This window comes from Mycobacteroides sp. H001 (genome assembly GCF_001440005.1).
In the GTDB taxonomy this organism is placed as follows: Bacteria; Actinomycetota; Actinomycetes; order Mycobacteriales; family Mycobacteriaceae; genus Mycobacterium; species Mycobacterium gwanakae.
In genome coordinates this window covers 133,928-156,568 of record NZ_LJYH01000043.1, presented here as the reverse complement: position 1 = coordinate 156,568, position 22,641 = coordinate 133,928, and the positions used below count along the sequence as shown (strand labels likewise).

The following is a 22,641-nucleotide window of genomic DNA, read 5'->3' as shown; positions in this document are numbered from 1 at the left end:
TCCTTGTGGTCCGTGGTCGCGGTACTCTCCCCCCGTGACTGCGGATTCCGAGAGAACGCCCGAGCGTCCGCTTGATGACGTCGACCGAATTCTGGTGCGCGAGTTGGCTCGCGATGGCCGGGCGACCCTGGCGCATCTGGCGGCAAAGGCCGGGCTGTCGATCTCGGCGGTGCAAACTCGTGTGCGGCGGCTGGAATCCCGCGGTGTTCTCACCGGATATGCGGCCAGGGTCAATCCGGAGTCGGTGGGCCAACTGCTCTCGGCGTTCGTGGCAATCACCCCTCTCGATCCTTCGCAACCCGATGATGCTCCGGCACGGCTTGAGCACATTGACGCCATCGAGTCGTGCCACTCGGTGGCGGGCGAGGAAAGCTACATCCTCCTGGTGCGAGTGCCCTCGCCGCGTGCGCTCGAGGAGCTGCTGCAGCTGATCCGCACCACAGCCAATGTTCGCACGCGAAGCACCATCATCTTACAAACTTTTTACGATGGCCGCCAGCTAGTGCCGTAAATATTCTTGTCTTGATGTAGAGAAGTCGTAAATACTCCGTTAATGTGGGTCCTATGACCGCACTCATGTTCCCGGGGGCCCACGTAGGCTCCACGACCGATGACGAGGCGACGCGTCCGGACCCGGTGACACCGGATCGGGTGCATGAGGTGCTGCGGCGCAGCATTCTGGCCGACGGAATGGACCTCGTGCTCGACCTGGAGCGTTCGCGCGGGGCGCATCTGGTGGATGCGCGCGACGGGACCACCTATCTCGACATGTTCACCTTCTTCGCGTCGTCGGCGCTGGGGATGAACCACCCGATGCTCGCCGAGGACGGCGAGTTCCGTGCCGAACTGACCCGGGCTGCCATCAACAAGCCGAGCAATTCGGATATCTACACCGTCGAGATGGCCAGGTTCGTCGACACTTTCGCGCGAGTGCTCGGTGACCCGGCGCTACCGCACCTGTTCTTCGTCGACGGCGGAGCGCTGGCGGTAGAGAACGCACTGAAGGTGGCATTTGATTGGAAGAGCCGCTGGAACGAGGCGCACGGAATCGATCCAGCCTTGGGCACCAAGGTATTACACCTGCGCGAGGCCTTCCACGGCCGAAGTGGCTACACCATGTCGCTGACGAACACCGATCCCAACAAGGTGGCGCGGTTCCCCAAGTTCGACTGGCCGCGCATCGATGCGCCGTACCTGCGCCCCGACGCCGATGTCGAAGAGCTGGAGACTGCCGCACTGGCACAGGCCCGCCGTGTGTTCGCCGAAAATCCGCACGACATAGCATGTTTCATTGCCGAGCCGATTCAGGGTGAGGGTGGAGATCATCATTTCCGCCCCGAGTTCTTCCACGCCATGCGCGCGCTGTGTCACGAGAATGACGCCCTGTTCGTCTTCGACGAGGTGCAGACCGGGTGTGGCCTCACCGGTACGGCGTGGGCATTCCAACAGCTGGGCGTGACTCCCGACATTGTGGCGTTTGGCAAGAAGACGCAGGTGTGCGGGGTCATGGCGGGCGGTCGTGTCGATGAGGTCGCCGACAACGTCTTCGCCGTCAGCTCACGCATCAACTCCACCTGGGGCGGAAACCTGGTCGATATGGTGCGCTCTCGCCGCATCCTGGAAGTGATTGAGGCGCAGCGGCTTTTCGGCAATGCGGCTCGGATGGGCGAGTACCTACTGGACCGTCTGCAGACCCTGGCGCTGCGGCACGGCGAGATTGGCGACGTGCGGGGCCGCGGGCTGATGTGCGCGTTCAGTCTGCCGACCACGCAGGAGCGCGATCATCTGGTGGAGCGCCTGTGGTCGCAGGAGCACGTGATCCTGTTGCCCAGCGGCAAGAACAGTGTCCGGTTCCGTCCGCCGCTGATCGTCAGTGCCGAGGAGATCGACGCTGCGGTGGCCGCGGTATCACGGGTGCTGGCGCAGTCTCCCCGGACATAGCTCACCAGGCGTAGGGGGAGTGCTCCCGCGCTGTCCGTAACGCGGAACCCCACCATGCCAGCTCATCGAGCATCGTCTTGGCGGCGGTTTCCGCGTCGCGGCTGTCGACGAGCTGGCCGGCGTCATCGAATTGGCTCCACACGCCGTGGAAACTGACCACGTCACGGGTAGTCACGGCATGCAGTTCGGCGAACACCAGGCGCAGCTGCTCGATGGCGCGCAACCCTCCTGACATGCCGCCGTAGGACGTGAATCCGACCGGCTTGGCCTGCCACTCGCTGTGATGCCAGTCGATCAGGTTCTTCAACGGGGCGGGGAAGCTGTGGTTGTACTCCGGAGTGACCACGAGAAATGCGTCGGCAATGCGCAGCCGTGCCGTCATCTTGGCCAGATGGGCGGTGTCGTCGGCCCCCGGTCTGCGGGAAAGGTGAAGGGGAAGTGGGTATTCCGCGAGGTCGATGTAGCCGGCATGGAACGACGGATGATGCCGGGCCTTTTCTGCGATCCAGTTCGCGACAGTGGGGCCGAACCGACCATCACGCGTACTGGCGCAGATCACGGCAAGGCGCAGCGGGGTGGTTGACGTGTTCACGCGCCCATCGTCGTACCTAAAGTGCACTCGAGGTCAAGTGGTTTCTTTCCGTCACGCCAGCATGGCATCGGCGAAGCGGCGCACGGCGGCGACGGCTTCCTGCTCGGCACTCGTCGAGCCCGGGTAGTCGTCGCGGGCCCGCGATTCGATGCCCCCGGTGGCGGGGTCGAGCCGTACCTCGGCGACCATCTCGGCGGTGGTCGGTTCGCAGACGGCCCAGCTGTAGAGGCGATCGGAGTCCCAATCGGCTGCGCGCGCGGATACATAGTCGGCATCGTCGACACCGAGTGAGGTCAGTGCCGGGCGATCGTCCATGCGTTCGTCGGCCCGCAGGGCGCGCAAGTACCATGCACCCGCATTGATCTCGATGGTTTCCATGAGCCTAGAAACGCGTCGAGCGTGAAACCATGGCGGCAATTCGGTGAGAATCCCGCCACAGCTTCACGCTCGGCGACAACAGTCTTACTTGATCTCGGCGATCACGGTGCCCTGGGTGATAGCGGCACCTGCCTCGACGCTGAGCCCGGTGATGGTGCCGGCCTTGTGCGCGGTGACCGGGTTCTCCATCTTCATGGCTTCCAGCACCACGATCAGCTCGCCGGCCTCGACCTCCTGGCCCTCTTCCACCGCGACCTTGACGACGGTGCCCTGCATCGGAGCGGTCACCGAGTCACCGGTGGCGCCGCCGCCACCGTGGCCCCCGCGCTTGCGCGCCTTGGGCTTCTTGCGGATGACACCGTTCGCGGCGCCGCCGCCTCCGCCACCGAGCGAGATGTCACCGGGCAGCGACACCTCGAGGCGACGGCCGCCGACCTCGACGACCAGCTTCTGGCGGGGCAGAGCCTCGTCCTCTTCGCCTTCTGCGGCGTCAGCGGTGAAGGGCTCGACGGTGTTGTCCCACTCGGTCTCGATCCAGCGGGTGTGCACGGTGAAGCCGTCCTCGTCGCCGATGAAGGCGGGATCGGAGACCACTGCGCGGTGGAACGGGATGACGGTGGCCAGACCCTCGACGTTGAACTCGGCCAGGGCACGCCGCGAGCGGGCCAGCGCCTCGTTGCGGTCGCGGCCGGTGACGATCAGCTTGGCCAGCATCGAGTCGAACTGTCCACCGATCACCGAACCGGCCTGCACACCCGAGTCCAGGCGCACACCGGGGCCGGTGGGGGTGTCGTAGACCTTGACCGGGCCGGGGGCGGGCAGGAAGTTACGGCCGGCGTCCTCGCCGTTGATGCGGAACTCGATCGAGTGGCCGCGCGGCGTCGGGTCCTCGGTGAACTCAAGGGCCTCGCCATTGGCGATCTTGAACTGCTCCAGCACCAGGTCGACGCCTGCGGTCTCCTCGGTGACCGGGTGTTCCACCTGCAGACGGGTGTTGACCTCGAGGAATGAGATCAGGCCGTCCTGGCCGACCAGGTACTCGACGGTGCCGGCACCGTAGTAGCCGGCTTCCTTGCAGATGCGCTTGGCCGACTCGTGGATCTCCTTGCGCTGAGCGTCGGTCAGGAACGGCGCGGGCGCCTCCTCGACAAGCTTCTGGAAGCGGCGCTGCAGTGAGCAGTCGCGGGTACCGGCGACGATGACATTGCCGTGCTGATCGGCGATGACCTGCGCCTCGACGTGGCGCGGCTTGTCCAGGTAGCGCTCCACGAAGCACTCGCCACGACCGAAGGCTGCGACGGCCTCGCGGGTGGCGGACTCGAACAGCTCGGGAACCTCTTCGAGGGTGCGGGCCACCTTCATGCCGCGGCCACCACCACCGAAGGCCGCCTTGATGGCGATCGGCAGACCGTGCTCCTTGGCGAAGGCGACGACCTCGTCGGCATCCTTCACCGGGTCCGGGGTACCGGGCACCAGCGGGGCCTGGGCCCGTGCGGCGATGTGGCGGGCGGTGACCTTGTCACCGAGGTCGCGGATGGACTGCGGGCTGGGCCCGATCCAGATCAACCCGGCGTCGATGACGGCCTGGGCGAAGTCGGCATTCTCGGAGAGGAAACCGTAGCCGGGGTGGACAGCGTTGGCGCCGGACTTCTCGGCGGCCTCCAGGATCTTGCCGAAATCCAGGTAGGACTCGGCGGCGGTGTTACCGCCGATGCCGAAGGCCTCGTCGGCGAGGTGAACATGGGGCGCGTCGGCGTCGGGCTCGGCGTAGATCGCGACGCTGCCCAGGCCGGCGTCCTTCGCCGCGCGGATCACCCGAACGGCAATCTCGCCGCGGTTGGCGACGAGTACCTTGCTGATCTTCGAGCTGGCGTGATTGGGCACCGGGCCTCCTGTTGTTGGTTCTTCGCGCAAGCGGCTCATCGGGACTCCTACTTCCTGAGTTTTACCGCTTTCTTAGAGTCTCGGCAGTGAGTTTATGCATCCGTGGCATCAAACACACATCCGGGATGGGGTGTGCCGCCCCTGTTTTTACCTACTGATGAGTAGGTTCAGGACAATCTTCGTTTGATGCGCGCCAGCATCGCCGACATTCCGCGCAGCCGCAGTGGGCTGATCAGCTCTGCCAATCCGAGTTCGGCGTAGAAGTCGTCGGGTACCGCCAAGATCGCCTCTGCTGACTGGCCGTCCAGACCCTGATGCAGGATCGAGGCGAACCCGCGTGTCGTCGGGGCCTCGGCGGGCGCGCTGAAGTACAGCCGGATGCCGGAACGGTCGCTTGCGTCGACGTCCAGGAACAGCGGTGACTGGCACTCCGGCACCGGTTCCATCGCCGCCTGCTCCAAATGCGATGGCAAATCAGGCAATTCGCCCGAGAACTCCAGCAACAAGCGCAGCTTGTCCTGCCCGTCGACGGCCTTGAAATCGGCGACGATCTCTGCGAGCTCTGCCGGAAGGGTCATGCCTGGTGAGGTTGAGGCAGTGCCCCGGGCTTCTCGCCCTTGACGATCGGAGTGCGTACCCGGTTGCCCCATTCCGTCCAGGACCCGTCGTAGTTACGGACGCCCTCGACACCCAGCAGGTGGGTGAGCACGAACCAAGTGTGGCTGGAACGCTCACCGATGCGGCAGTAGGCGACGATGTCCCCCTCGGCGGCGATGACGTCGCCGTAGATCTCGTCCAGCTCGCGACGGCGACGGAATCTGCTGTCTTCTGCGGCGGCCTTGGCCCACGGGATCGAGACTGCGGTGGGGATGTGTCCGCCGCGCAGCGCGCCTTCCTCCGGGTAATCGGGCATGTGGGTGCGTTCGCCGGTGTATTCGGCGGGGGAGCGCACGTCGACGAGCGGTCCGTGCCCGAGGTGGGCCAACACATCGTCGGCGTAGGCGCGGATCGGGGCGTCGTTGCGATCCACCACGGGGTAGCCCTCGGTGTGCTTGGACGGAACGTCGAGGGTGGTGTCGCGACCCTCGGAGATCCACAGATCGCGCCCACCGTCCAGGAGCCGGACGTCCGGGTGGCCGAACAGCGTGAACACCCACAACGCGTAGGCAGCCCACCAGTTGGACTTGTCGCCATAGATGACGACCGTGTCCTCGCGGCGGATCCCCTTGCGGTTCATCAGCTCTGCGAACTGCGCGCCGTCGATGTAGTCGCGGACCGTGCTGTCGTTGAGGTCGACGTGCCAGTCGATCTTCACCGCACCGGGGACGTGCCCAATGTCGTAGAGCAGGACGTCCTCGTCGGACTCCACGATGGACAGTCCGGGAGTGCCCAGGTGTCCCGAGAGCCAGTCGGCGGAGACCAGGCGTTCGGGGTGGGCATAGGCGGCAAATTCGGGGCTGGGGTCGGCCGGGAGAGTCACGTTGTGAGCCTAGTCGCGTTCGAGGGCGGTCGGCTCATCGAGTTGGATACCGAGTTCAGATACCCGGTGCGTTGCTGGTCGCGGTGCGAGAATTCGCCAATGCCGGACTGGACTTACCACCCGCTGAGCCCGCTGGCGTCGTCCGTCGTCGGTGAGCGCCGGACACGGGTGTGGGCGATGAAAGTACTGGCGGCGGTGGTGACGCATGCCGGGGGACGGCGCTGGATTCCCTGGGTTTTCGATCATCGGCCGGTTCCGCCGCAATGGCAGGGCCGGTTCGGAGCGACGGTGCCGGTCCCGATCGCGCGCGAGGCGGTTGCGGTGTTGCCGGTGCAGGGGGCCACTGTCGTCCAGATCGGGCCGGTGCAGACCGCCGACGTGGACGCGGTTCGGCGAGTCAGTGCCGACCGCAGGTGCCGGGTCATCGCGGTCGCCGCTACGGCCGAGGTGGCTCAGGAACTGGCGCCTTACGTCGATGCGGTGTCGCTGCCCGGGGAGCCCGGGACGGTGCGACTGACCGAACCCACGATCGACGCCGCGGTGCGTGCGCTCGCTGACCCGTCGGCGACGGTGCTCGCCACGCCGGCGGTGCTGATCGCCGCCGGCCCGGGCTGGTTCAACCGGGTGATCGAAGCCGCCACACCGACATCGCCGCCAAAGCCGTTGCGTGATATTGGTTTCGATCCGCGTCGATGGCCGGGGTGGATATGGGGTGCGCTGGTCGGAATCGGACTGATCATCGCGGGTATCGGAGCGGCCACCATTGCGCTGGGGCCGGTGCTGTTGTGGTACGACCGCGACTACCTCGGACTCTCGGTGCACGATCTGCATGGTGTGAACCATCATCTGGTCGGCTTTCTGCAGCATGATCGGCTCACCATGGCGGGCAACATGATTGGTATCGGAGTTCTGTACCTGGGTTTGGCTTGGGGTGGGCTCAGGGAAGGGCACCGATGGGCCCGCAATGCTCTGTTGATTGCCGGGCTCGTCGCGTTCCTGACGTACTTCTACTTCCTGGTGACAGGTTTTCTGGAGCCGCTACACACGCTCGTCGTCGTGGGATTGTTCCCCATGTTGCTGCTCGCCGTGTGGCGCGCTCCCTCGGTGCCGCACTGGCCACCGGTCGTGGAGGGGCCGGAGTCCGAGCGGCGCCGCGCCCTGTGGGGGCAGCTGCTGATGATCGCCGTTGGTGGTGGGTTGTTCGTTGCCGGAGCGGTGATTTCAACGGTCGGTCTGACCTCGGTGTTCGTCCCCACCGATCTCGATTTCCTTGGTACCAGTGCCGAGGCATTGCGTGCCGCCAACCAGCACCTGCCGCCGTTTATCGCGCACGATCGGGCGGGCTTCGGTGGTGCGTTGATGGGAGCAGGCCTGGCGGTTCTCCTGATCAGTCTGTGGGGCTGGCGCCGTGGTGAGCGTTGGGTGTGGTGGTCGTTGTTGATCGGATGCGCATTCGGCACCGTGCCGGTCTTGGCAATTCATTTCGCCATCGGGTACACGCATTTCGAGCATCTGCTACCGGTGTACGTGTTGGTAGTGGTCGTGGCGGTCGCCCTCGCGTTGTCGAGGACGTACCTCACCGCATCGCCCGATCAGTCGCCGACACCTGCGTTCAGTCGCGTGGAGTCAGCCCGCTGACCTCGGCCACGATCTCCAGCGACCGCAGCTGCAACTTCCGGTCGGGCGCGTTGGGCACCACGATGAGCTCATCGGCCTCGGCCAGCTGTGCAAAGTCGTCCAAGTATGCGCTCACCTGAGCTGGAGTGCCGACCGCAAAGTACTTCGTCATCGCCTTGATCTGTTGCCCGGCAGGGGATTCCAGTGCGGCAAGGGCCTCGTCGTCGGTGAGGCGCGGACCTCCGCCGCGATGCAGGAAAAGCTTGGCACGTTCGATCAGCGCCGACCGGTACTGCTCCCGGGCGGTGTCTTCGTCGTCGGCGGCAATGACGTTGACCCCGGCGATCACGTACGGCTCCGGCAGCTGCTCGGAGGGCTGGAACTCCCGCCGATACAGCGCCACCGCATCCCGCAGCGCGGGAGGCGCGAAGTGGGAGGCGAAACCGTAGGGCAAGCCCAGCACCGCCGCCAGCTGTGCGCCGAACAACGACGACCCAAGGATGTAGAGGGGTACGTGTGTCCCGTGCCCCGGTGTCGCGGTGACCGCCGGGACCCGGCTCTGTTCGCTCAGATATGCCTGCAGCTCGATCACATCCTGCGGAAAGTGCTCGGCATCGGCGGGGGAGTGCCGCAACGCGCGCAGCGTCACCTGATCCGTCCCCGGGGCGCGGCCGAGACCGAGATCGATGCGTCCAGGGTGCAGGGTTTCGAGGGTGCCGAACTGCTCGGCGATCTGCAGCGGGGAATGGTTGGGCAACATGATGCCGCCCGCGCCCAGTCTGATGGTCGACGTCTGGGTGGCCACATGTCCGATCAGGACACTGGTCGCCGACGAGGCAATGGACCGCATGTTGTGGTGTTCGGCGTACCAGACGCGGTGAAATCCCAGCGCTTCGGCGTGCCGCGCGATCTCGACGCTGGCGGCGAAGCTCTCGGCCACGGTCTCGTGCGGCGCCACCCGCGCCAGATCCAGAATCGACAAAGGTCTCGCCATGAACTGGAGCAACCCACGGCGTTTCTTCGCTATTCCCCCGTGGGACGCACCATAGACGGTACAAACGTATGGTGCCCTTCCTTCCGACCGCAGCGGAACTGGCGGGTGCTCTCGCCGAACTGCTCGACGACCTCCAATCCGAGCTGCCCGCATCCTCGGTGCATCGCGCCCGTGTCGGGGCCAACATCGCCAGGATTCTGCGGCGAGAACTGACCACGCCCGCGCACCCGCCTGCCGATGACCCGTCATGGGAAGACCTGGCCGAAGCGGTGCGTAGTGAACTCGCGATCGTCAAGCCTGGGTACGACGCCTGGGAGGGCGAATGACCGACCTGGCCGACGGGCTCACCCGTTATCTGCATGACGAATTCGGTAAGAAGTTCCAGGTGTCTGGCGTGGTTGGTGTTTCCGCGGGCGCGCGACGGCGAAATGTGCTGTTGGATGCCACATTCGGGGGTGAGACTCTCGAGCTGGTCGCGACCATTGTGCCCGCGGTCGTGCAGCAGGTCCCGGTAGGTAGTGAGGCCGGGGTGCGTGAGCTGGCGCGCAGCCACGGTGTTCCGGTGCCGCGGGTTCGTGGCGTGTGTTCCGAGGCCTCATATGTGGGCGCGCCCTTCATGATCTCCGAACGCATCGCGGGCGAGACGGTTCCCCGTAAGGTGCTGCGGCTGGTGCAGTCCGCCGGGATCGAAGATCTGGTGGCCGAGCAGCTTGGTGCGGCGATGGGTCGCCTCCATGGGATAGATCCGGCGATGGCTCCGCCGGATCTGCCCGGTGCCCCGGAGGCCGAGCCGGCGGTTGTCCTGCTGGAACAAATGCGTGAGGGGGTGGCTGCGCTGCTTCCGGATCGGCCGGTATTCCAGCGCACGCTGTCCTGGCTGACCGAGCGCATGCCCGGGCCACCCGCTCGGCGATGCCTGGTGCACAACGATATTCGCAATGGCAACGTGATCGTCGGCGAGGATGGCTTGCGTGCGGTTCTCGACTGGGAGGGCACCACTCGTTTCGGAGATCCCATGCGCGATGTCGGCTGGACCGCGCTGCGGATGTGGCGGTTCGGTGTCGACGAACGCGAGTTCGGTGGCTTCGCGGGCCGTGAGGTGTTTGTGCATGCGTACGAGGATGCAGGCGGAACGTTTGACGCCGACAGGTTCCAGTGGTGGAAGGTGTTGGGCACGCTGTGGTGGGGTGTTGGCCTTGCCGCGCAAGCGAAGTCGTATCTGGACGGTAGCGTGCGGGACATTGTGATGGCCGCAAGCGGTCGCCGGATACCCGAGATCGAGTGGGACCTGTTGATGTTGACGAAGCCGTAGGTGCCGGAAGGATCCAGATGAACTTCGAACTGCCGCCCGAACTCGTCGGTTATCTCACCGAGCTTGACGAGTTCATCGACCGCGAGATCGTGCCGCTCGAACAATCCGATGACAACATCCGATTCTTCGATCACCGGCGCGAAGATTCCCGTACCGACTGGGATCGTGGTGGCCTGCCCAATGGGGAGTGGGAGGAACTACTCGGAGAGGCCCGTCGGCGTGCCGATGCGGCCGGTCACCTTCGGTACCCGTTCCCGGCGGAGTTCGGCGGACGTGACGGGTCCAACCTCGGCATGGCGGTCATCCGTGAGCACCTGGCGCGGCGCGGTCTCGGATTGCACTGCGACCTACAGAACGAGCACGCCATCGTCGGTAACAACGTGGGGCTGCTTCTCATGCTGGAATACGGCACCGACGAGCAGAAGGCCCAGTGGGTCGAGGGACTCGCCAGCGGTACGAAGTTTTTCGCGTTCGGCATCACCGAGCCTGAACACGGCTCCGATGCCACCCATATGGAAACCTGGGCGACAAAGGATGGCTCGGACTGGATCATCAACGGCGAAAAGACCTGGAACACCGGTGTGCATATCGCCGACGCCGACCTGATTTTCGCCCGCACCTCGGGCGATCCGGGTGACGGGCGCGGTATCACCGCGTTCCTGGTGCCCGCGGATGCGCCCGGATTCAAGGTCGAGGAATACCTGTGGACCTTCAACATGCCGACCGACCACGCCCACATCTCGCTGACCGACGTGCGGGTCCCCGATTCGGCGGTCTTCGGTGGGGAGGGCCGTGGGCTGGGTGTGGTGCAGCACTTCTTCAACGAGAATCGGATTCGTCAGGCAGCATCCAGCCTTGGTGCGGCGCAGTTCTGCATCGACCGATCTGTTGAATATGCCAAGGAACGCAAGCCTTTCGGCAAGCCGCTGGCATCGAATCAGGCCATCCAATTTCCACTCGTCGAGCTGCAGACCCAGTGCGAGATGCTGCGCGCGCTGATTCACAAGACGGCATGGTCGATGGACACCTACGGACCGTTCTCGGTCTCCGAACAGGTCTCGATGTGCAATTACGTCGCAAACCGGTTGTGTTGCGAGGCCGCAGACCGGGCCATGCAGGTTCATGGCGGCATGGGGTACTCGCGGCACATGCCGTTCGAACACATCTACCGCCATCACCGGCGGTACCGGATCACCGAGGGTGCCGAGGAGATTCAGATGCGCCGGGTGGCCGGGTATATGTTCGGCTTCATGAATCAAAAGGCGCCCAAGGGGGTCTAGTGGGCGAAACGTCGGTACCCGTTGTGGTGGTCATGGGTGTGGCAGGGGTTGGCAAATCAACCGTGGCGCAGGCCCTGGCGAAGCTCCTGGGTGCACCCTGTGCTGAGGGTGATGATTTCCATCCGGACGCGAACATCGCCAAGATGTCGGCCGGAATCCCGCTGGATGACACCGATAGATGGCCGTGGCTGCAGCGGATCGCCGAATGGATGGCCGAGCGCGGACGGGAGGGGACGGGCGGCGTGGTCACCTGTTCGGCACTCAAACGCCGCTACCGTGACGTTCTCCGCATGGGATACGCGGATGCGTTCTTTGTGCACCTGTCCGGAGATAGGGCGCTCATTGGCGACCGGATGTCGCATCGCTCAGGACATTTCATGCCGACATCGTTGTTGGATTCGCAGTTCGAGATTCTCGAACCGCTGGAACCCGACGAGCGGGGTGCGGTGCTGGATGTCGGTATCGGGCCGGATGAACTGGTAGCGGAGGCCTTGAGGCAGCTCGGCGCATGAACGCCGACCTGATTCTGCTGGCCGAGCCGGGCAAGATCCCGCACACCACCAGCGACGTTCGGCTACTTGTTGCCGTAGTGCTGAGCATCGGCGTGATCATCGCGCTCATCACCAGGCTCAAGATGCATCCGTTCCTGGCGCTGCTGCTCGGATCGGGCACCCTGGCCGCCGTCGCCAGTGTGCCGTTCGACAAGCTCCTTGGGTCCTTTGTGACCGGATTCGGCTCGACCATCGCCGGTGTCGGACTGCTCATCGGTTTGGGGGCGATGCTGGGCCGCCTGCTGGCTGACTCCGGTGGTGCCAACATCGTCGCCGATGCCGTGCTCGCGCGGTCGGGTCCACGCCTGCTGCCCTGGGCGGTGGCGCTGATCGCGGCCGTGCTCGGGCTGCCCTTGTTCTTCGAAGTGGGTGTGGTGCTGCTGATTCCGATCGTGCTCTTGGTGGCGCGCCGGGGAAATGTGCCACTGCTGCGGGTGGGAATTCCCGCGCTGGCGGGCCTATCCGTATTGCACGGACTGGTTCCGCCGCACCCGGGTCCCTTGGTGGCGGTGGACGCGCTGAAGGCGGACTTGGGTGTCACCCTGGCGTTTGGTCTGCTGGCTGCGGTGCCCACCCTGATAGTGGCGGGGCCCCTCTATGCGCGGGTGGCAGAGCGCTGGGTGGGGCCACTGGAGATCCCTACCGCGACCGCACCCGAAGCCGATCGAAAGGGGCCGGCTCCGAGCGTTGCCGCGGTGTTGGCGACGATCTTGCTTCCGGTGGCCCTGATGTTGGCGAAGGCGCTCTCCGATGTGGTGATCGATAATCCGAAATCGTTGGTGCAGAGGATTTTCGACACCGCCGGTACGCCGCTGGTAGCGCTACTGGTGGCGACACTGGTGGCAATGGTGACGCTGGGCACGGCATCTGGCCTGGACCGCGCGGGTGTCTCGGGAATCATCGAGAAGTCGCTCGGGCCCATCGCGGGCATCGTCTTCATCGTCGGTGCCGGAGGCGGATTCAAGCAGACCCTCATTGATGTGGGGGTCGGAGATGCCGTGAGCACCTGGTCGGAGAAATGGCATATCCCCGCGCTGGTACTGGGCTGGCTCATCGCGGTGCTCATCCGATTGGCCACGGGTTCAGCCACGGTGGCGACCATCACCGCCGCGGGTATCGTCTCCCCGCTTGCGGCGGACATGTCTACCGCGCACGTCGCGCTGTTGGTGCTCGCGATTGGTGCCGGGTCGCTCTTCTTCTCTCACGTCAACGACGCCGGATTCTGGTTGGTGAAGGAGTATTTCGGGATGACGGTCGGCCAGACCCTCAAGTCATGGTCGGTGATGGAAACGGTGATTTCGGTCGTCGGATTTGCGATAGTCCTGCTGCTGAGCGCCGTTGTATGACTCGTCTAACTCTTTGTCGCACTCACGAACTGTGAGAGTCCCCGCACCTCTTGCTCAATGTCGTGAAATCCCGAGTTCCACAGCACCGAGGTGATGTCATCGCGGTCGAAGCCGTGTAAACCGTTTCGTGCCGCCATTTTCACGGAGAGCGACCGAACGAGCCTGGGGCCGCGGGTGCAGCTGGTCATCACCGCGATCCGGCCGCCCGGCCTGAGCACCCGGAGCATCTCATCGAGAACTTTGAAGGGCTCGGGTACCAGATACAGCGCGGCGAAACAGCACACCGCATCGAAGCTTCCGTCGTCGAACGGCAGGGTGCGGGCATCCGCACGCAGGTATCCAACCCTGTTCGCGATATTGGTCCGGACCGCGCGCCGCAGCATCGGCTCGGAGAAATCGAGCCCGACTGCCAGACCGTCGGCGGATAACTGGCCGCCCAGGTATTTGGTGAAGTTTCCTGGCCCGCAGGCGACATCGAGCAGTGTATGGGCCGCGTCGAGTCGCAGGGCCCGTGCCGCACGGCGCCGTTCTGCCGACGGCGTGATGCCGGTGTAGAGCACGGTCTGGCCCCAGCGCCACGGCCCTTGATAGACCGCGGCCACCAGGGGATTGTTCATGGCGCGCTGGGCGACGCGCTGAGGCTGATCAGAGGGCGGCGGAAGCAGATCCAGGTAGCCGGCCGACGAATGCGCACCCGCGTCGAGTGCGTCGGACCAGACGAGCTCGCCGAGGCGATCCAATGCGGTCGGGGTTGTCATTGGGCCTCCTGCAGCCTGTCGTCGTCGTGAAGGTGCTGAGCGAAAAAGGCGTAGACCCGTTTCCACGCGTCGGCCTCTGCCTCGGGGGAGTACCCGAATCCGGCGATCCGCATCAGTGGTTGCATCGGCAGCTGGTTGGCGAAACTGTGCCCCGCGTCGTACTTCTTGATGTCGTGTTCGATGCCGTGGGCGTCCAGTGCCTTGCGCAACCGGGGCTCGCCCCGAATCACGAAGGGGTCCCGAGTGGCCAGGCTCGCGACGACGGGGCACGCTCCCTCGAAATGGTCGCCGTAGGGGCCGGGCATCGCACCGTAGAAAGGTGCGGCCGCATCAAACCCCTTGGTGGAAGTGATAAGTACGAATCCACCGCCCATGCAGAAACCGGCGACACCGACCCCGCCTGTGGTGTAGGGCAGCGACAACAGGTGATCGCGCGCGGCCAGGATCTCGTCGATGGCACGACCCCGGCGGGTGATGAGGTTGGTCATGACTCGGCTGATGCACCGGATACGTCCACGGGAGTACAGGTCGGGCGCCAGGGCCACATAGCCGTTGGCCGCCACGTTCTTGGTGATGCGACGCAAGTCGGGAGTGGACCCGTTGATGTCGTGCAGCACCACGATCGAGGGCCACGGCCCGTCACCCGTGGGCTTCTCCAAGATGCCTGTGACTTCACCACTTTTTGTGGGGAAACTGATGTCCGCCATAGCGCTCCTGTGATCGATCACAAATATTGTTTACAGTGATGTTAAGCTAATTGGAAAGGTAGGCTCCAGCGCTGATGGCTGTCAATACCCCATCGGGCCGGTCCCGGGGGCGCCCCGCGCGCACGCCCGAGCAGCACGAGCAGATGCGCGCACGCATCCTGGCCGCTGCCGGTGCCGTGTACGCCAAGCACGGGCAGCGCGGCACCACCGTGGCGCGCATCGTCAAGAAGGCCCACCTGTCCCGGCCGACGTTCTATGTGTTCTTCGACGGAACCGACGACGTCATCACCGCATTGGTCAACCACACCCAGTCGCAGCTCAACGGAAGGCTCTACGCGGTGATCGCGGAGCCGGCCGATCTGATCACCCAAATCGTCGCGGCGGTGGACGTTTACCTCGATACCACCGAGGAGATGGGCGATGCGGCGCGGGTGTTCCACATCGAGGCCCACGATCCTGCTTCCTTCGCACATCGATTGCGCCAGGAGAACGAGGAAGTAATGGTCGAGATGCTTCGTGGCCGGATCATCGAATCCGGTCGCCCTGCACCATCTTCAGAGGCCTTCCGAATGCTATTCGGAACCCTGCAGGCGGGCAGTTACCGCTACTTGTCGACGCCCGGCAGCGATCGCCGGGAGGCGCGCGCCGCGATGCTGCGGGCGGCGGTGGCGCTCGTGGGCACGCCGGAGGACTGGCGTCAGGCCGCCGAGCGTCCCGACCTGTTCGGGCAGTAGGGCTAGATGCTCAGGTACTGGGGCGACAACACGATGGAGTACAGGATTGTTCGGTAAGCCCGGGTGGGATCGGTAACCCATTGGCTCACCAGGAAGTACAGCGTCTGAGTGCCATCCGCGTTCATGGTGATGCTGACGACCTGGGGCCCATACGGCTGCAACAGCTTGTGTGGATCACGGGAGATGAACGGATCATCCGGTCGTGGCTCGGACGGATCGTTGCGGATCAGCACCGTCATGGGCTCGCTGACCAACTCCTGAGGAGTGCGGAACAGCTTGAGTCCGATGTGCGCGTCGCCGGAACCGTTGGAATCGAGCAGGCCGAAACCGCCTGCGGGTAGCGCGAATAACTGATTCTCGCGGTCTCCGCCACCACGGATCTGGCCGATCTTCTCCCACGCCGACGAGTCCAGGAAAGCCGGATCGTCGATCGGAGGCGTGAGCCACGCACACCGCGGCGCCCAGGGCCCAGTTCCGATGTTTCCCGCCACCAGCATTCGGCGACCAGGCGCCGAAACCCCACTCGGCTGCGAGATCCCGGCCATGACACCGATCGGCTGGTAGGAAGGTCTGCCCGGCTCGCTCACGTCGTAGACGGTGGTGTCCGCCGAGACGAAGGTGCTGCATCCCGGCGACGGAATGCACGAGGCGAACAACAGCGAACGCTGTGCCAGCTCCGCGGATCCGGTGGGCAGCAGCCGGGCACCGTCCTGTGCATCCGGCGGCAGCGCAAGCGGTTTGGAACGCCCCCCGAGTGCCACCGAGGGGCTGGCCGGGTCGACGGGAATGAGCTGAATGCCGTCACCGGTGTTCAGGTAGTCGCCCGTCCACAGGCAGGCGCCGCGGTTGGTGTGCACGCCGAGGTCGAACGAATCGTCGCGACAGGCGGTCTGAAAGCTGGCGTTGACCGATGGCATGTGCGGAATCGGGTTGCCCTGGGCATCCTTGAATTCCTGCTGTTGAGTCGGCCCGAGCATGGCGAGTGAGTCCAATAACGACACCATGCGGGGCGGCAGTGGGGCCGGGGTAGGAGTATCCGGATGGAATGGCTTTGGCGGCAGGTGCTTTTCGTGGCGGATCCACAATGACGAGGCGGGCACCCCGAGCGTATTCAGCAGTTGGCCCAGCAGCGGCACGCTGACACCGATCACATTCGAGGGGTCGCCGTCGATGCCTTCGACGAACCAGCTGCCCAGGCCGTCGAGCGTGAAGGCGCCCGCCACCTGCAGGGGCTCGCCGGTAGCCAGATAGGCCTCGAGATCTGCTGCCGATGGGTTTCCGAAACGCACTGTGGTCGAACGTGTTTCACTGACACGTGCGACAGGCTTGCCCTCGACGACCCGCACCAGGCAGTGCCCGGTCAGCAGCTGCGCAGACCGCCCGGCCATCAGCCCCCAGCGGCGGCGCGCTTCCTCCACGGTGCCCGGCTTGCCCTGCAACATGCCGTCGAGCAGGAGCATCGAATCGCAGCCCAGCACTACCGCGTCGGCGGCCACCTCGCCGGCCAGGGTCGTTGCGACGTCAAAGGCCTTGGCGCAGGCCAGCACTTCCACGGCTCGCTCCGGGGCGGTACCCGAGGGTTGGGTGGCCATGACGAGATGCTCGTCGACATGCGAGACGATGACGACCGGGTTCAGGCCGGCCTGTTCCAGGATCCGTTCGCGCGCGGGAGAGGCCGAGGCCAGGACAAATGCGGTCACGGGGCCGGTGACGGCCGTCTAGAACGTGCCCTGCGGGCGCGACAGCTTCGCGCGCTCGAACAGGGTGACTCGCTGCCAGCTGTGCGGGCTGTAGCGCAGCATGTCGATCGGCTCGGCCCAGAGGTTCCGGGGCTTGAGGCTCTCGGTCTCCGCCTTCGAGGCCAGCGCGCTGAGCGCCGCGACCAAGGCCGCGATCTCCTCATCTGTCGGGTTGCCGCTAAGCACCTGCACGTCGGCGGCTTTCACCTTCCCGGAATCGCTTTCAGCGGCTACGGTTTCGCTGGTCTCGTCGGTCACGGACGCACCTTCTTCATTCGTCACAGCGGAATGTTTCCGTGCTTCTTCGGTGGGAGCCGCACGATCTTGCGATCGAGCAAGCGCAGCGAGGTGGCGATGTAACCGCGAGTGTGCGACGGCGGGATGACCGCGTCGACGTATCCGCGCTCGGCAGCCATGTACGGGTTCACCAGGGTGTCCTCGTACTCGGCCTGCAACTGCAGGCGCAGGGCGTCCACATCGTCACCGTTCTTGGACGCCTCGGCCAGCTGCGAGCGGTACACGAATCCGACCGCACCGGAGGCACCCATGACCGCGATCTGTGCGGTGGGCCAGGCGACGTTGACGTCAGCACCCATGTCCTTGGAGCCCATGACGCAGTACGCGCCACCGTAGGCCTTGCGGGTGATCACGGTGATCTTCGGAACGGTGGCCTCGCCGTACGCGTACAGCAGCTTGGCGCCGCGCCGGATGATGCCGTTGAACTCCTGCTCGGTGCCGGGCAGGAAGCCGGGCACATCCACCAGAGTGATGATCGGGACACCGAAGCAGTCGCAGGTGCGGATGAACCGCGCGGCCTTCTCCGAGGCATTGATGTCCAGGCAGCCCGCGAACTGGGTGGGCTGGTTGGCGACGATGCCGACGCTGCGGCCATCGACACGGCCGAAGCCGACGATGATGTTCTGGGCGTATCCGGCCTGCACCTCGAGGAACTCGTCGTCGTCGAGGATGCGGGTGATGACCTCGTGCATGTCGTACGGCTGGTTCGGGGAGTCCGGAATCAGCGTGTCGAGCTCGATGTCCTCGTCGGTGAGGTGGTCTTCGATGGCGCCGTCGGTCGGCTCCGGTCCCGGATAACGCGGCGGCTCGGAGGCGTTGTTGGACGGCAGGTAGCTCAGGATGTCGCGGACGTAGTCGAAGGCGTCCTGCTCGCCGGAGGCGACATAGTGCGTGGTGCCGGACTTGGCCTCGTGGGTGTGTGCGCCACCCAGCTCCTCCATGGTGACGTCCTCACCGGTGACGGTCTTGATGACGTCGGGACCGGTGATGAACATCTGGCTGGTCTGGTCGACCATGACGATGAAGTCCGTCAGCGCGGGCGAGTAGACGTGACCACCGGCGGCCGGGCCCATGATGAGCGAGATCTGCGGGATGACGCCCGACGCGATGACGTTGTTGTGGAAGATCTGGCTGTACAGGCCGAGGGAGACCACGCCCTCCTGGATACGAGCACCTGCGCCCTCGTTGATGCCGATGAGCGGGCGGCCGGTCTTGAGGGCCAGCTGCTGCACCTTGACGATCTTCTCGCCGTACACCTCGCCGAGGCTGCCGCCGAACACCGAGACGTCCTGGCTGAATATGCACACGTCACGGCCGTCGATGGTGCCGAAACCGGTCACCACGCCGTCGCCGAGCGGGCGCTTCTCGCCCAGTCCGAAGTTTGAGCTGCGGTGCTTGGCCAACGCGTCCAACTCCACGAAGGAGCCCTCGTCCAGTAGCGCGTAGATGCGCTCACGGGCGGTCAGCTTGCCCTTGGCGTGGATCTTGTCGACGGCGGCCTCGCCGACCGGATGCAGTGTCTCCTCGCTGCGCCGACGCAGATCGGCGAGCTTGCCCGCGGTGGTGTGGATATCGGGCTCGGTGGTCGTCATGGGTCCCGATGTTATCGCGCTGCACCCGGGAGAACGCGCATGGGCCTTAGAGAGTTCTCAGAAATTTTCTCGAATGGATGTTCACCGATAGCGGTACATAGAAGGAGATGGACAAACAGCCCGCACTGGATGCCGACCTGGTGTTCACGATCGTGTCCCGTTTCGACCAGCTCGAGGGGGCCGACGCGGAGGTCGCGGTGCGTTCGGCGGCGGAACTGGCCGAGTGTCCGGTGGGTGTCCGCTGGTCCGAGGACGCCGAGCCCACGGTATGGCTGGAACGCGAGGGGCCGGCCCGATCCACCGACGAGCTCCTGTTGCACCGGCTGCACCACGTCCTGCGCCGATCTGTGCCGGATGTCGTACCAGCCGCCCTGCATATGGACGATCCAGCACTGGTCGAAGTGCTGTTGTCCAGCGGTTCGCAACCTGAGGATCGGGTGCGCGCGGCGCGCCTTCTTGGTCTGGATGACGCACGGGAGCTACGGGTGTTGGCGATCTCCGCACCGGCGGATGCGCGGCAGCTGCTCGCCAGGGCGCTGCCGGACCGGGTGATCCGCGCGGCAACCATCGGGCGGGTCGGAGCCCTGATATGCCAGGCGAGCGAGGACACCAAGACCTTGTCGGACCACCTGGACACCGTGATAGTCGGTGAGTTCCCGGCATCGCCCCGCGCGGTGCCGGGCCCCTGGATCGGGATCGGATCCAGCGTCGCCGTCATCGAGGCGCCGACATCATGGAGTCAGGCACAGCGCGCGCTGCGCTTTGCGTCCGCCACCGGCTTCGGGCGGCGTGCCATCGCGTACGAGCGGCTCCGCCTGCTGGAAGTGCTGGCGGACATCCCCTCGGCGCGGCTGCGCGAGATCGACGATGTGGCGCGGATCGATCAGATCGCGTCCACGCCCGCCGGTGCCGTCGAGGTCGACACTCTCGAGGCGCTCTGCCAGTTCGGCACGCTGCGCCGTACGGCCGCCGAACTGCATGTGCACCACAGCACCGTCGCCGCCCGTATTCAGCATGTCGAGCAGCTGATGGGGTGGGACCTCGACGATCCGATGGACAGATTCCTGGCCACCTTCGTGCTGATGTTGCGGCGGATATCGCTGTCCACTGCGGAGTTAGCGGGCGGGCAGCCGCCACATGTCGGGCACGTCGCCGATTTTTCTCGACGGCTGTCGGGTGACACCGCAGGTGCGAGCGGACACCATTGACCCATGGCAGTCATCGACACCGAACGGACCTGGGAACTGGTCGAAAAGCGGCTTGCTGCAACGACAAACGAGCGGCACCGGGTGGTGCTGGGCGCCGTGCTGCATCACATGAGGCTGGAGCGCGATGCCGATCTCGACGGACTGATCGACACTCTGAGCGCGAATCCGAACTATCACTTCTGGATGGACGGGCAGGATTTCGGGCCCAAAGGCCGCGACGGCGTGCGCACCTACTACGCGGGACTGGTTCAGGGGCGAATGAGCGTCATGGAATTCGAGATGGATCGGCTTCTCGTCGACGACAATTGCGTTGTCACCGAGGGATTCCTCAAACAGATCTATCCCGGTGCCGTCGCGCAGAGCATGGGCTTCCCGATCGAGGACCCCGGCGCCGACTATTTGTTGGTATTCCGCCAGTTGGTGCTGTGGCCGGTCGACGCCGACGGCTTCATCGAGGGGGAGGACTCGTATCACTCGGGGCCGGTGAGCATCACCAAGCTTGCCCCCGACGAGCTACCGCAGGAGTATCGAGAGCTGACGGGCGCATCATCGGCACTATGACTCGCGAGTCCACTTCTCGGACCGATATCGCTGCCATGCTCCTGGACCGTGTCGGCGACAGACATCTAGGGCTCCGTACCCGCGACCGCGACTGGACATGGGATGAGGTGATCGGTGAGTCCGCCGCACGAGGCGAACTCGCGCGGAAGCTGCGGGCCGAGGGGCCCTTCCACATCGGGATCCTGCTGGAGAACGTTCCCGACTTCATCTTCTGGCTGGGCGGTGCCGCACTGGCCGGCGCCACCATCGTGGGTATCAATCCCACCCGAGGGCCTGTCGAGATGGCCGCCGAGATTCGTCATACCGACTGTCAGCTGATTGTCACCGACACCCGCAATCTCGATCGGTTGCGGGATCTCGAGCTGGGTCTGACGGTGGACCGGTTTCTGGTGATCGACACGCCCGAATACCTGGCGCAGATCGACGAGAATCGCACTGCGGCATCGGTTTCCCATGGAGTAGGTGCGCAATCGCTGCTCCTGCTGCTGTTCACGTCCGGCACCACGGGTGCTTCGAAGGCAGTGAAATGCAGTCAGGGTCGCCTGGCACAGATCGCGCACCTGGCCACCGACAAATTCGGGCATCACCGCGGCGATGTCGACTACTGCTGCATGCCGCTGTTCCACGGGAATGCGTTGATGGCGCTGTGGGCCCCGGCGCTGGCCAATGGCGCTACGGTCTGTTTGATTCCCACCTTTTCGGCGTCACGCTTTCTGCCCGACATCCGGTACTTCGGCGCGACGTTCTTCACCTACGTCGGTAAGGCACTCGGATATCTGTTGGCCACCGCCGAGCAACCCGACGATGCCGAGAACCAGCTGGTGCGCGGATTCGGCACCGAGGCCTCGCCGGAGGATCAGGCCGAGTTCCGGCGACGATTCGGTGCGGAGCTGTTCGAAGGTTATGGATCCAGCGAGGGTGGGAGAGCCGTCGTGCTCGATCCCAACGCGCCGCCCGGCGCGTTGGGGCGCCCGGCGCACGAGGGCGTGGTGATCGTCGACCCGGAGACGCTACGAGATTGTGTTGCAGCAGTTTTCGATGAGCATGGACGTGTGCTCAATGCCGATGACGCGGTCGGCGAGATTGTCGACAAACAGGGGCGGCGCGGGTTCGAGGGCTACTACAAGAACGACGACGCGGATGCCGACCGCATCCGTAACGGGTGGTACTGGACCGGTGACCTCGGCTATCTCGATGCCGCCGGGTTCATCTACTTCGCGGGGCGTCACGGTGACTGGATCCGGGTAGACGGTGAGAACACGTCGGCGCTGACCGTCGAGCGGGTGCTGCGGCGCCACCCGGCCGTGATCGCGGCAGGTGCCTATGCGGTACCCGATCCGCGTTCCGGTGATCAGGTGATGGCATCCATCGAGGTGGCCAATCCGGAGGCGTTCGATGTGGAAGGGTTCACCGAGTACCTCGCGAGGCAGGAAGACCTGGGCAGCAAGGGTATTCCACGTTTCCTGCGGGTGTCGGCGAACCTGCCGGTGACGGGCTCCAACAAGGTGCTCAAGCGCGACCTGCAAGCGCAGCGCTGGCATACCGATGAATCCGTGTTCCGTTGGGAGGGAAGGGGCGCGCCGGTGTATCGGCGGATGAGTGCGGATGACAAAACCGCACTCGATGCTCAATTCACGGCATATGGGCGACAACGGCTGCTGTAGAGCGCA

General features: G+C 65.0%; 22 protein-coding genes and 1 pseudogene. 12 read left to right on the top strand and 11 right to left on the bottom strand.

Going from position 1 to position 22,641, the window contains the following annotated elements; translation table 11 throughout:
- Positions 1–34: 34 nt before the first annotated feature.
- Positions 35–511 carry an Lrp/AsnC family transcriptional regulator gene (locus AOT83_RS21560; protein ID WP_057964465.1) on the top strand — a complete coding sequence of 159 codons (477 nt, stop codon included), beginning with the start codon at positions 35–37 and terminating at the stop codon, positions 509–511.
- Positions 512–636: 125 nt separating this feature from the next.
- Complete coding sequence (gene lat, locus AOT83_RS21555) at positions 637–1,941, top strand: L-lysine 6-transaminase (RefSeq protein ID WP_234797691.1); 1,305 nt, start codon at positions 637–639, stop codon at positions 1,939–1,941.
- A gap of 1 nt (position 1,942) precedes the next feature.
- Here the strand turns inward: lat and AOT83_RS21550 are convergent, their stop codons facing one another.
- The 5 genes from AOT83_RS21550 to AOT83_RS21530 all read right to left on the bottom strand — a co-directional run bounded on the left by AOT83_RS21550 (position 1,943) and on the right by AOT83_RS21530 (position 6,275).
- Positions 1,943–2,533, bottom strand: coding sequence for an NAD(P)H-dependent oxidoreductase (locus AOT83_RS21550; protein WP_057964463.1), 591 nt, complete (start codon positions 2,531–2,533; stop codon positions 1,943–1,945).
- Positions 2,534–2,584: 51 nt separating this feature from the next.
- Entirely contained in the window at positions 2,585–2,911 is a 327-nt protein-coding gene (locus AOT83_RS21545; protein WP_057964462.1) for a hypothetical protein, read from the bottom strand.
- 84 nt (positions 2,912–2,995) lie between these two features.
- Entirely contained in the window at positions 2,996–4,795 is a 1,800-nt protein-coding gene (locus AOT83_RS21540) for an acetyl/propionyl/methylcrotonyl-CoA carboxylase subunit alpha (RefSeq protein WP_057964461.1), read from the bottom strand.
- 167 nt (positions 4,796–4,962) lie between these two features.
- Positions 4,963–5,373 carry a SufE family protein gene (locus AOT83_RS21535; RefSeq protein ID WP_057964460.1) on the bottom strand — a complete coding sequence of 137 codons (411 nt, stop codon included), beginning with the start codon at positions 5,371–5,373 and terminating at the stop codon, positions 4,963–4,965.
- Complete coding sequence (locus AOT83_RS21530) at positions 5,370–6,275, bottom strand: sulfurtransferase (protein WP_057964459.1); 906 nt, start codon at positions 6,273–6,275, stop codon at positions 5,370–5,372. Before AOT83_RS21530 ends, AOT83_RS21535 begins: the two co-directional genes overlap by 4 nt.
- 99 nt (positions 6,276–6,374) lie before the next feature.
- On the opposite strand from AOT83_RS21530, the gene AOT83_RS21525 reads away from it, so the two are divergent.
- A complete protein-coding gene (locus AOT83_RS21525; RefSeq protein ID WP_057964511.1) occupies positions 6,375–7,913 on the top strand; it encodes a hypothetical protein in 1,539 nt (512 codons plus the stop codon).
- On the opposite strand, the gene AOT83_RS21520 is transcribed toward AOT83_RS21525, so the two are convergent.
- Positions 7,888–8,886, bottom strand: coding sequence for an LLM class flavin-dependent oxidoreductase (locus tag AOT83_RS21520; protein WP_057964458.1), 999 nt, complete (start codon positions 8,884–8,886; stop codon positions 7,888–7,890). The genes AOT83_RS21525 and AOT83_RS21520 overlap by 26 nt on opposite strands.
- A gap of 71 nt (positions 8,887–8,957) precedes the next feature.
- Between AOT83_RS21520 and AOT83_RS21515 the strand changes: the two genes are divergently transcribed.
- From AOT83_RS21515 to AOT83_RS21495, 5 genes are read left to right on the top strand one after another with little or no spacing between them, the layout of a single operon-like run.
- A complete protein-coding gene (locus AOT83_RS21515) occupies positions 8,958–9,212 on the top strand; it encodes a hypothetical protein (RefSeq protein WP_057964510.1) in 255 nt (84 codons plus the stop codon).
- Positions 9,209–10,198: a phosphotransferase family protein gene (locus AOT83_RS21510; protein WP_057964457.1), complete on the top strand. Its 990-nt coding sequence runs from the start codon at positions 9,209–9,211 to the stop codon at positions 10,196–10,198. Before AOT83_RS21515 ends, AOT83_RS21510 begins: the two co-directional genes overlap by 4 nt.
- A gap of 17 nt (positions 10,199–10,215) precedes the next feature.
- Complete coding sequence (locus tag AOT83_RS21505; protein ID WP_057964456.1) at positions 10,216–11,478, top strand: acyl-CoA dehydrogenase family protein; 1,263 nt, start codon at positions 10,216–10,218, stop codon at positions 11,476–11,478.
- A complete protein-coding gene (locus tag AOT83_RS21500) occupies positions 11,478–11,990 on the top strand; it encodes a gluconokinase (RefSeq protein WP_057964455.1) in 513 nt (170 codons plus the stop codon). Before AOT83_RS21505 ends, AOT83_RS21500 begins: the two co-directional genes overlap by 1 nt.
- Positions 11,987–13,375, top strand: coding sequence for a gluconate:H+ symporter (locus AOT83_RS21495; RefSeq protein ID WP_057964454.1), 1,389 nt, complete (start codon positions 11,987–11,989; stop codon positions 13,373–13,375). The genes AOT83_RS21500 and AOT83_RS21495 overlap by 4 nt, the downstream gene beginning before the upstream one ends.
- 5 nt (positions 13,376–13,380) lie before the next feature.
- Here AOT83_RS21495 and AOT83_RS21490 read toward each other — a convergent pair whose 3' ends face one another.
- Together AOT83_RS21490 and AOT83_RS21485 are read right to left on the bottom strand one after the other, a co-directional pair.
- Entirely contained in the window at positions 13,381–14,133 is a 753-nt protein-coding gene (locus AOT83_RS21490; protein ID WP_057964453.1) for a class I SAM-dependent methyltransferase, read from the bottom strand.
- The gene (locus AOT83_RS21485; RefSeq protein ID WP_057964452.1) at positions 14,130–14,840 is read right to left on the bottom strand and encodes a dienelactone hydrolase family protein; all 711 of its coding nucleotides are present in this window, start codon (positions 14,838–14,840) and stop codon (positions 14,130–14,132) included. Before AOT83_RS21485 ends, AOT83_RS21490 begins: the two co-directional genes overlap by 4 nt.
- A gap of 74 nt (positions 14,841–14,914) precedes the next feature.
- Between AOT83_RS21485 and AOT83_RS21480 the strand changes: the two genes are divergently transcribed.
- Positions 14,915–15,574 carry a TetR/AcrR family transcriptional regulator gene (locus AOT83_RS21480; RefSeq protein WP_057964451.1) on the top strand — a complete coding sequence of 220 codons (660 nt, stop codon included), beginning with the start codon at positions 14,915–14,917 and terminating at the stop codon, positions 15,572–15,574.
- Between the two features lie 2 nt (positions 15,575–15,576).
- Here the strand turns inward: AOT83_RS21480 and AOT83_RS21475 are convergent, their stop codons facing one another.
- Genes AOT83_RS21475 through AOT83_RS21465 form a run of 3 tightly spaced genes read right to left on the bottom strand, consistent with a single transcriptional unit; the run spans position 15,577 to position 19,202 of the window.
- Positions 15,577–17,274 (bottom strand): nucleoside triphosphate pyrophosphatase, encoded by a 1,698-nt coding sequence (locus tag AOT83_RS21475; protein ID WP_057964450.1) that lies wholly within the window; start codon positions 17,272–17,274, stop codon positions 15,577–15,579.
- 18 nt (positions 17,275–17,292) lie between these two features.
- On the bottom strand, positions 17,293–17,595 hold the full coding sequence (locus AOT83_RS21470; protein WP_057964449.1) for an acyl-CoA carboxylase epsilon subunit: 303 nt from the start codon (positions 17,593–17,595) through the stop codon (positions 17,293–17,295).
- A complete protein-coding gene (locus AOT83_RS21465; protein ID WP_044105188.1) occupies positions 17,592–19,202 on the bottom strand; it encodes an acyl-CoA carboxylase subunit beta in 1,611 nt (536 codons plus the stop codon). The genes AOT83_RS21470 and AOT83_RS21465 overlap by 4 nt, the downstream gene beginning before the upstream one ends.
- A gap of 107 nt (positions 19,203–19,309) precedes the next feature.
- Here AOT83_RS21465 and AOT83_RS21460 point away from each other — a divergent pair.
- The 3 genes and pseudogenes from AOT83_RS21460 to AOT83_RS21450 all read left to right on the top strand — a co-directional run.
- A pseudogene (locus AOT83_RS21460) lies at positions 19,310–20,329 on the top strand (helix-turn-helix domain-containing protein); the annotation flags it as partial.
- 84 nt (positions 20,330–20,413) lie between these two features.
- A complete protein-coding gene (locus AOT83_RS21455; protein WP_057964448.1) occupies positions 20,414–20,971 on the top strand; it encodes a nuclear transport factor 2 family protein in 558 nt (185 codons plus the stop codon).
- Positions 20,968–22,635 (top strand): AMP-binding protein, encoded by a 1,668-nt coding sequence (locus AOT83_RS21450; RefSeq protein ID WP_057964447.1) that lies wholly within the window; start codon positions 20,968–20,970, stop codon positions 22,633–22,635. The genes AOT83_RS21455 and AOT83_RS21450 overlap by 4 nt, the downstream gene beginning before the upstream one ends.
- Positions 22,636–22,641: the final 6 nt, after the last annotated feature.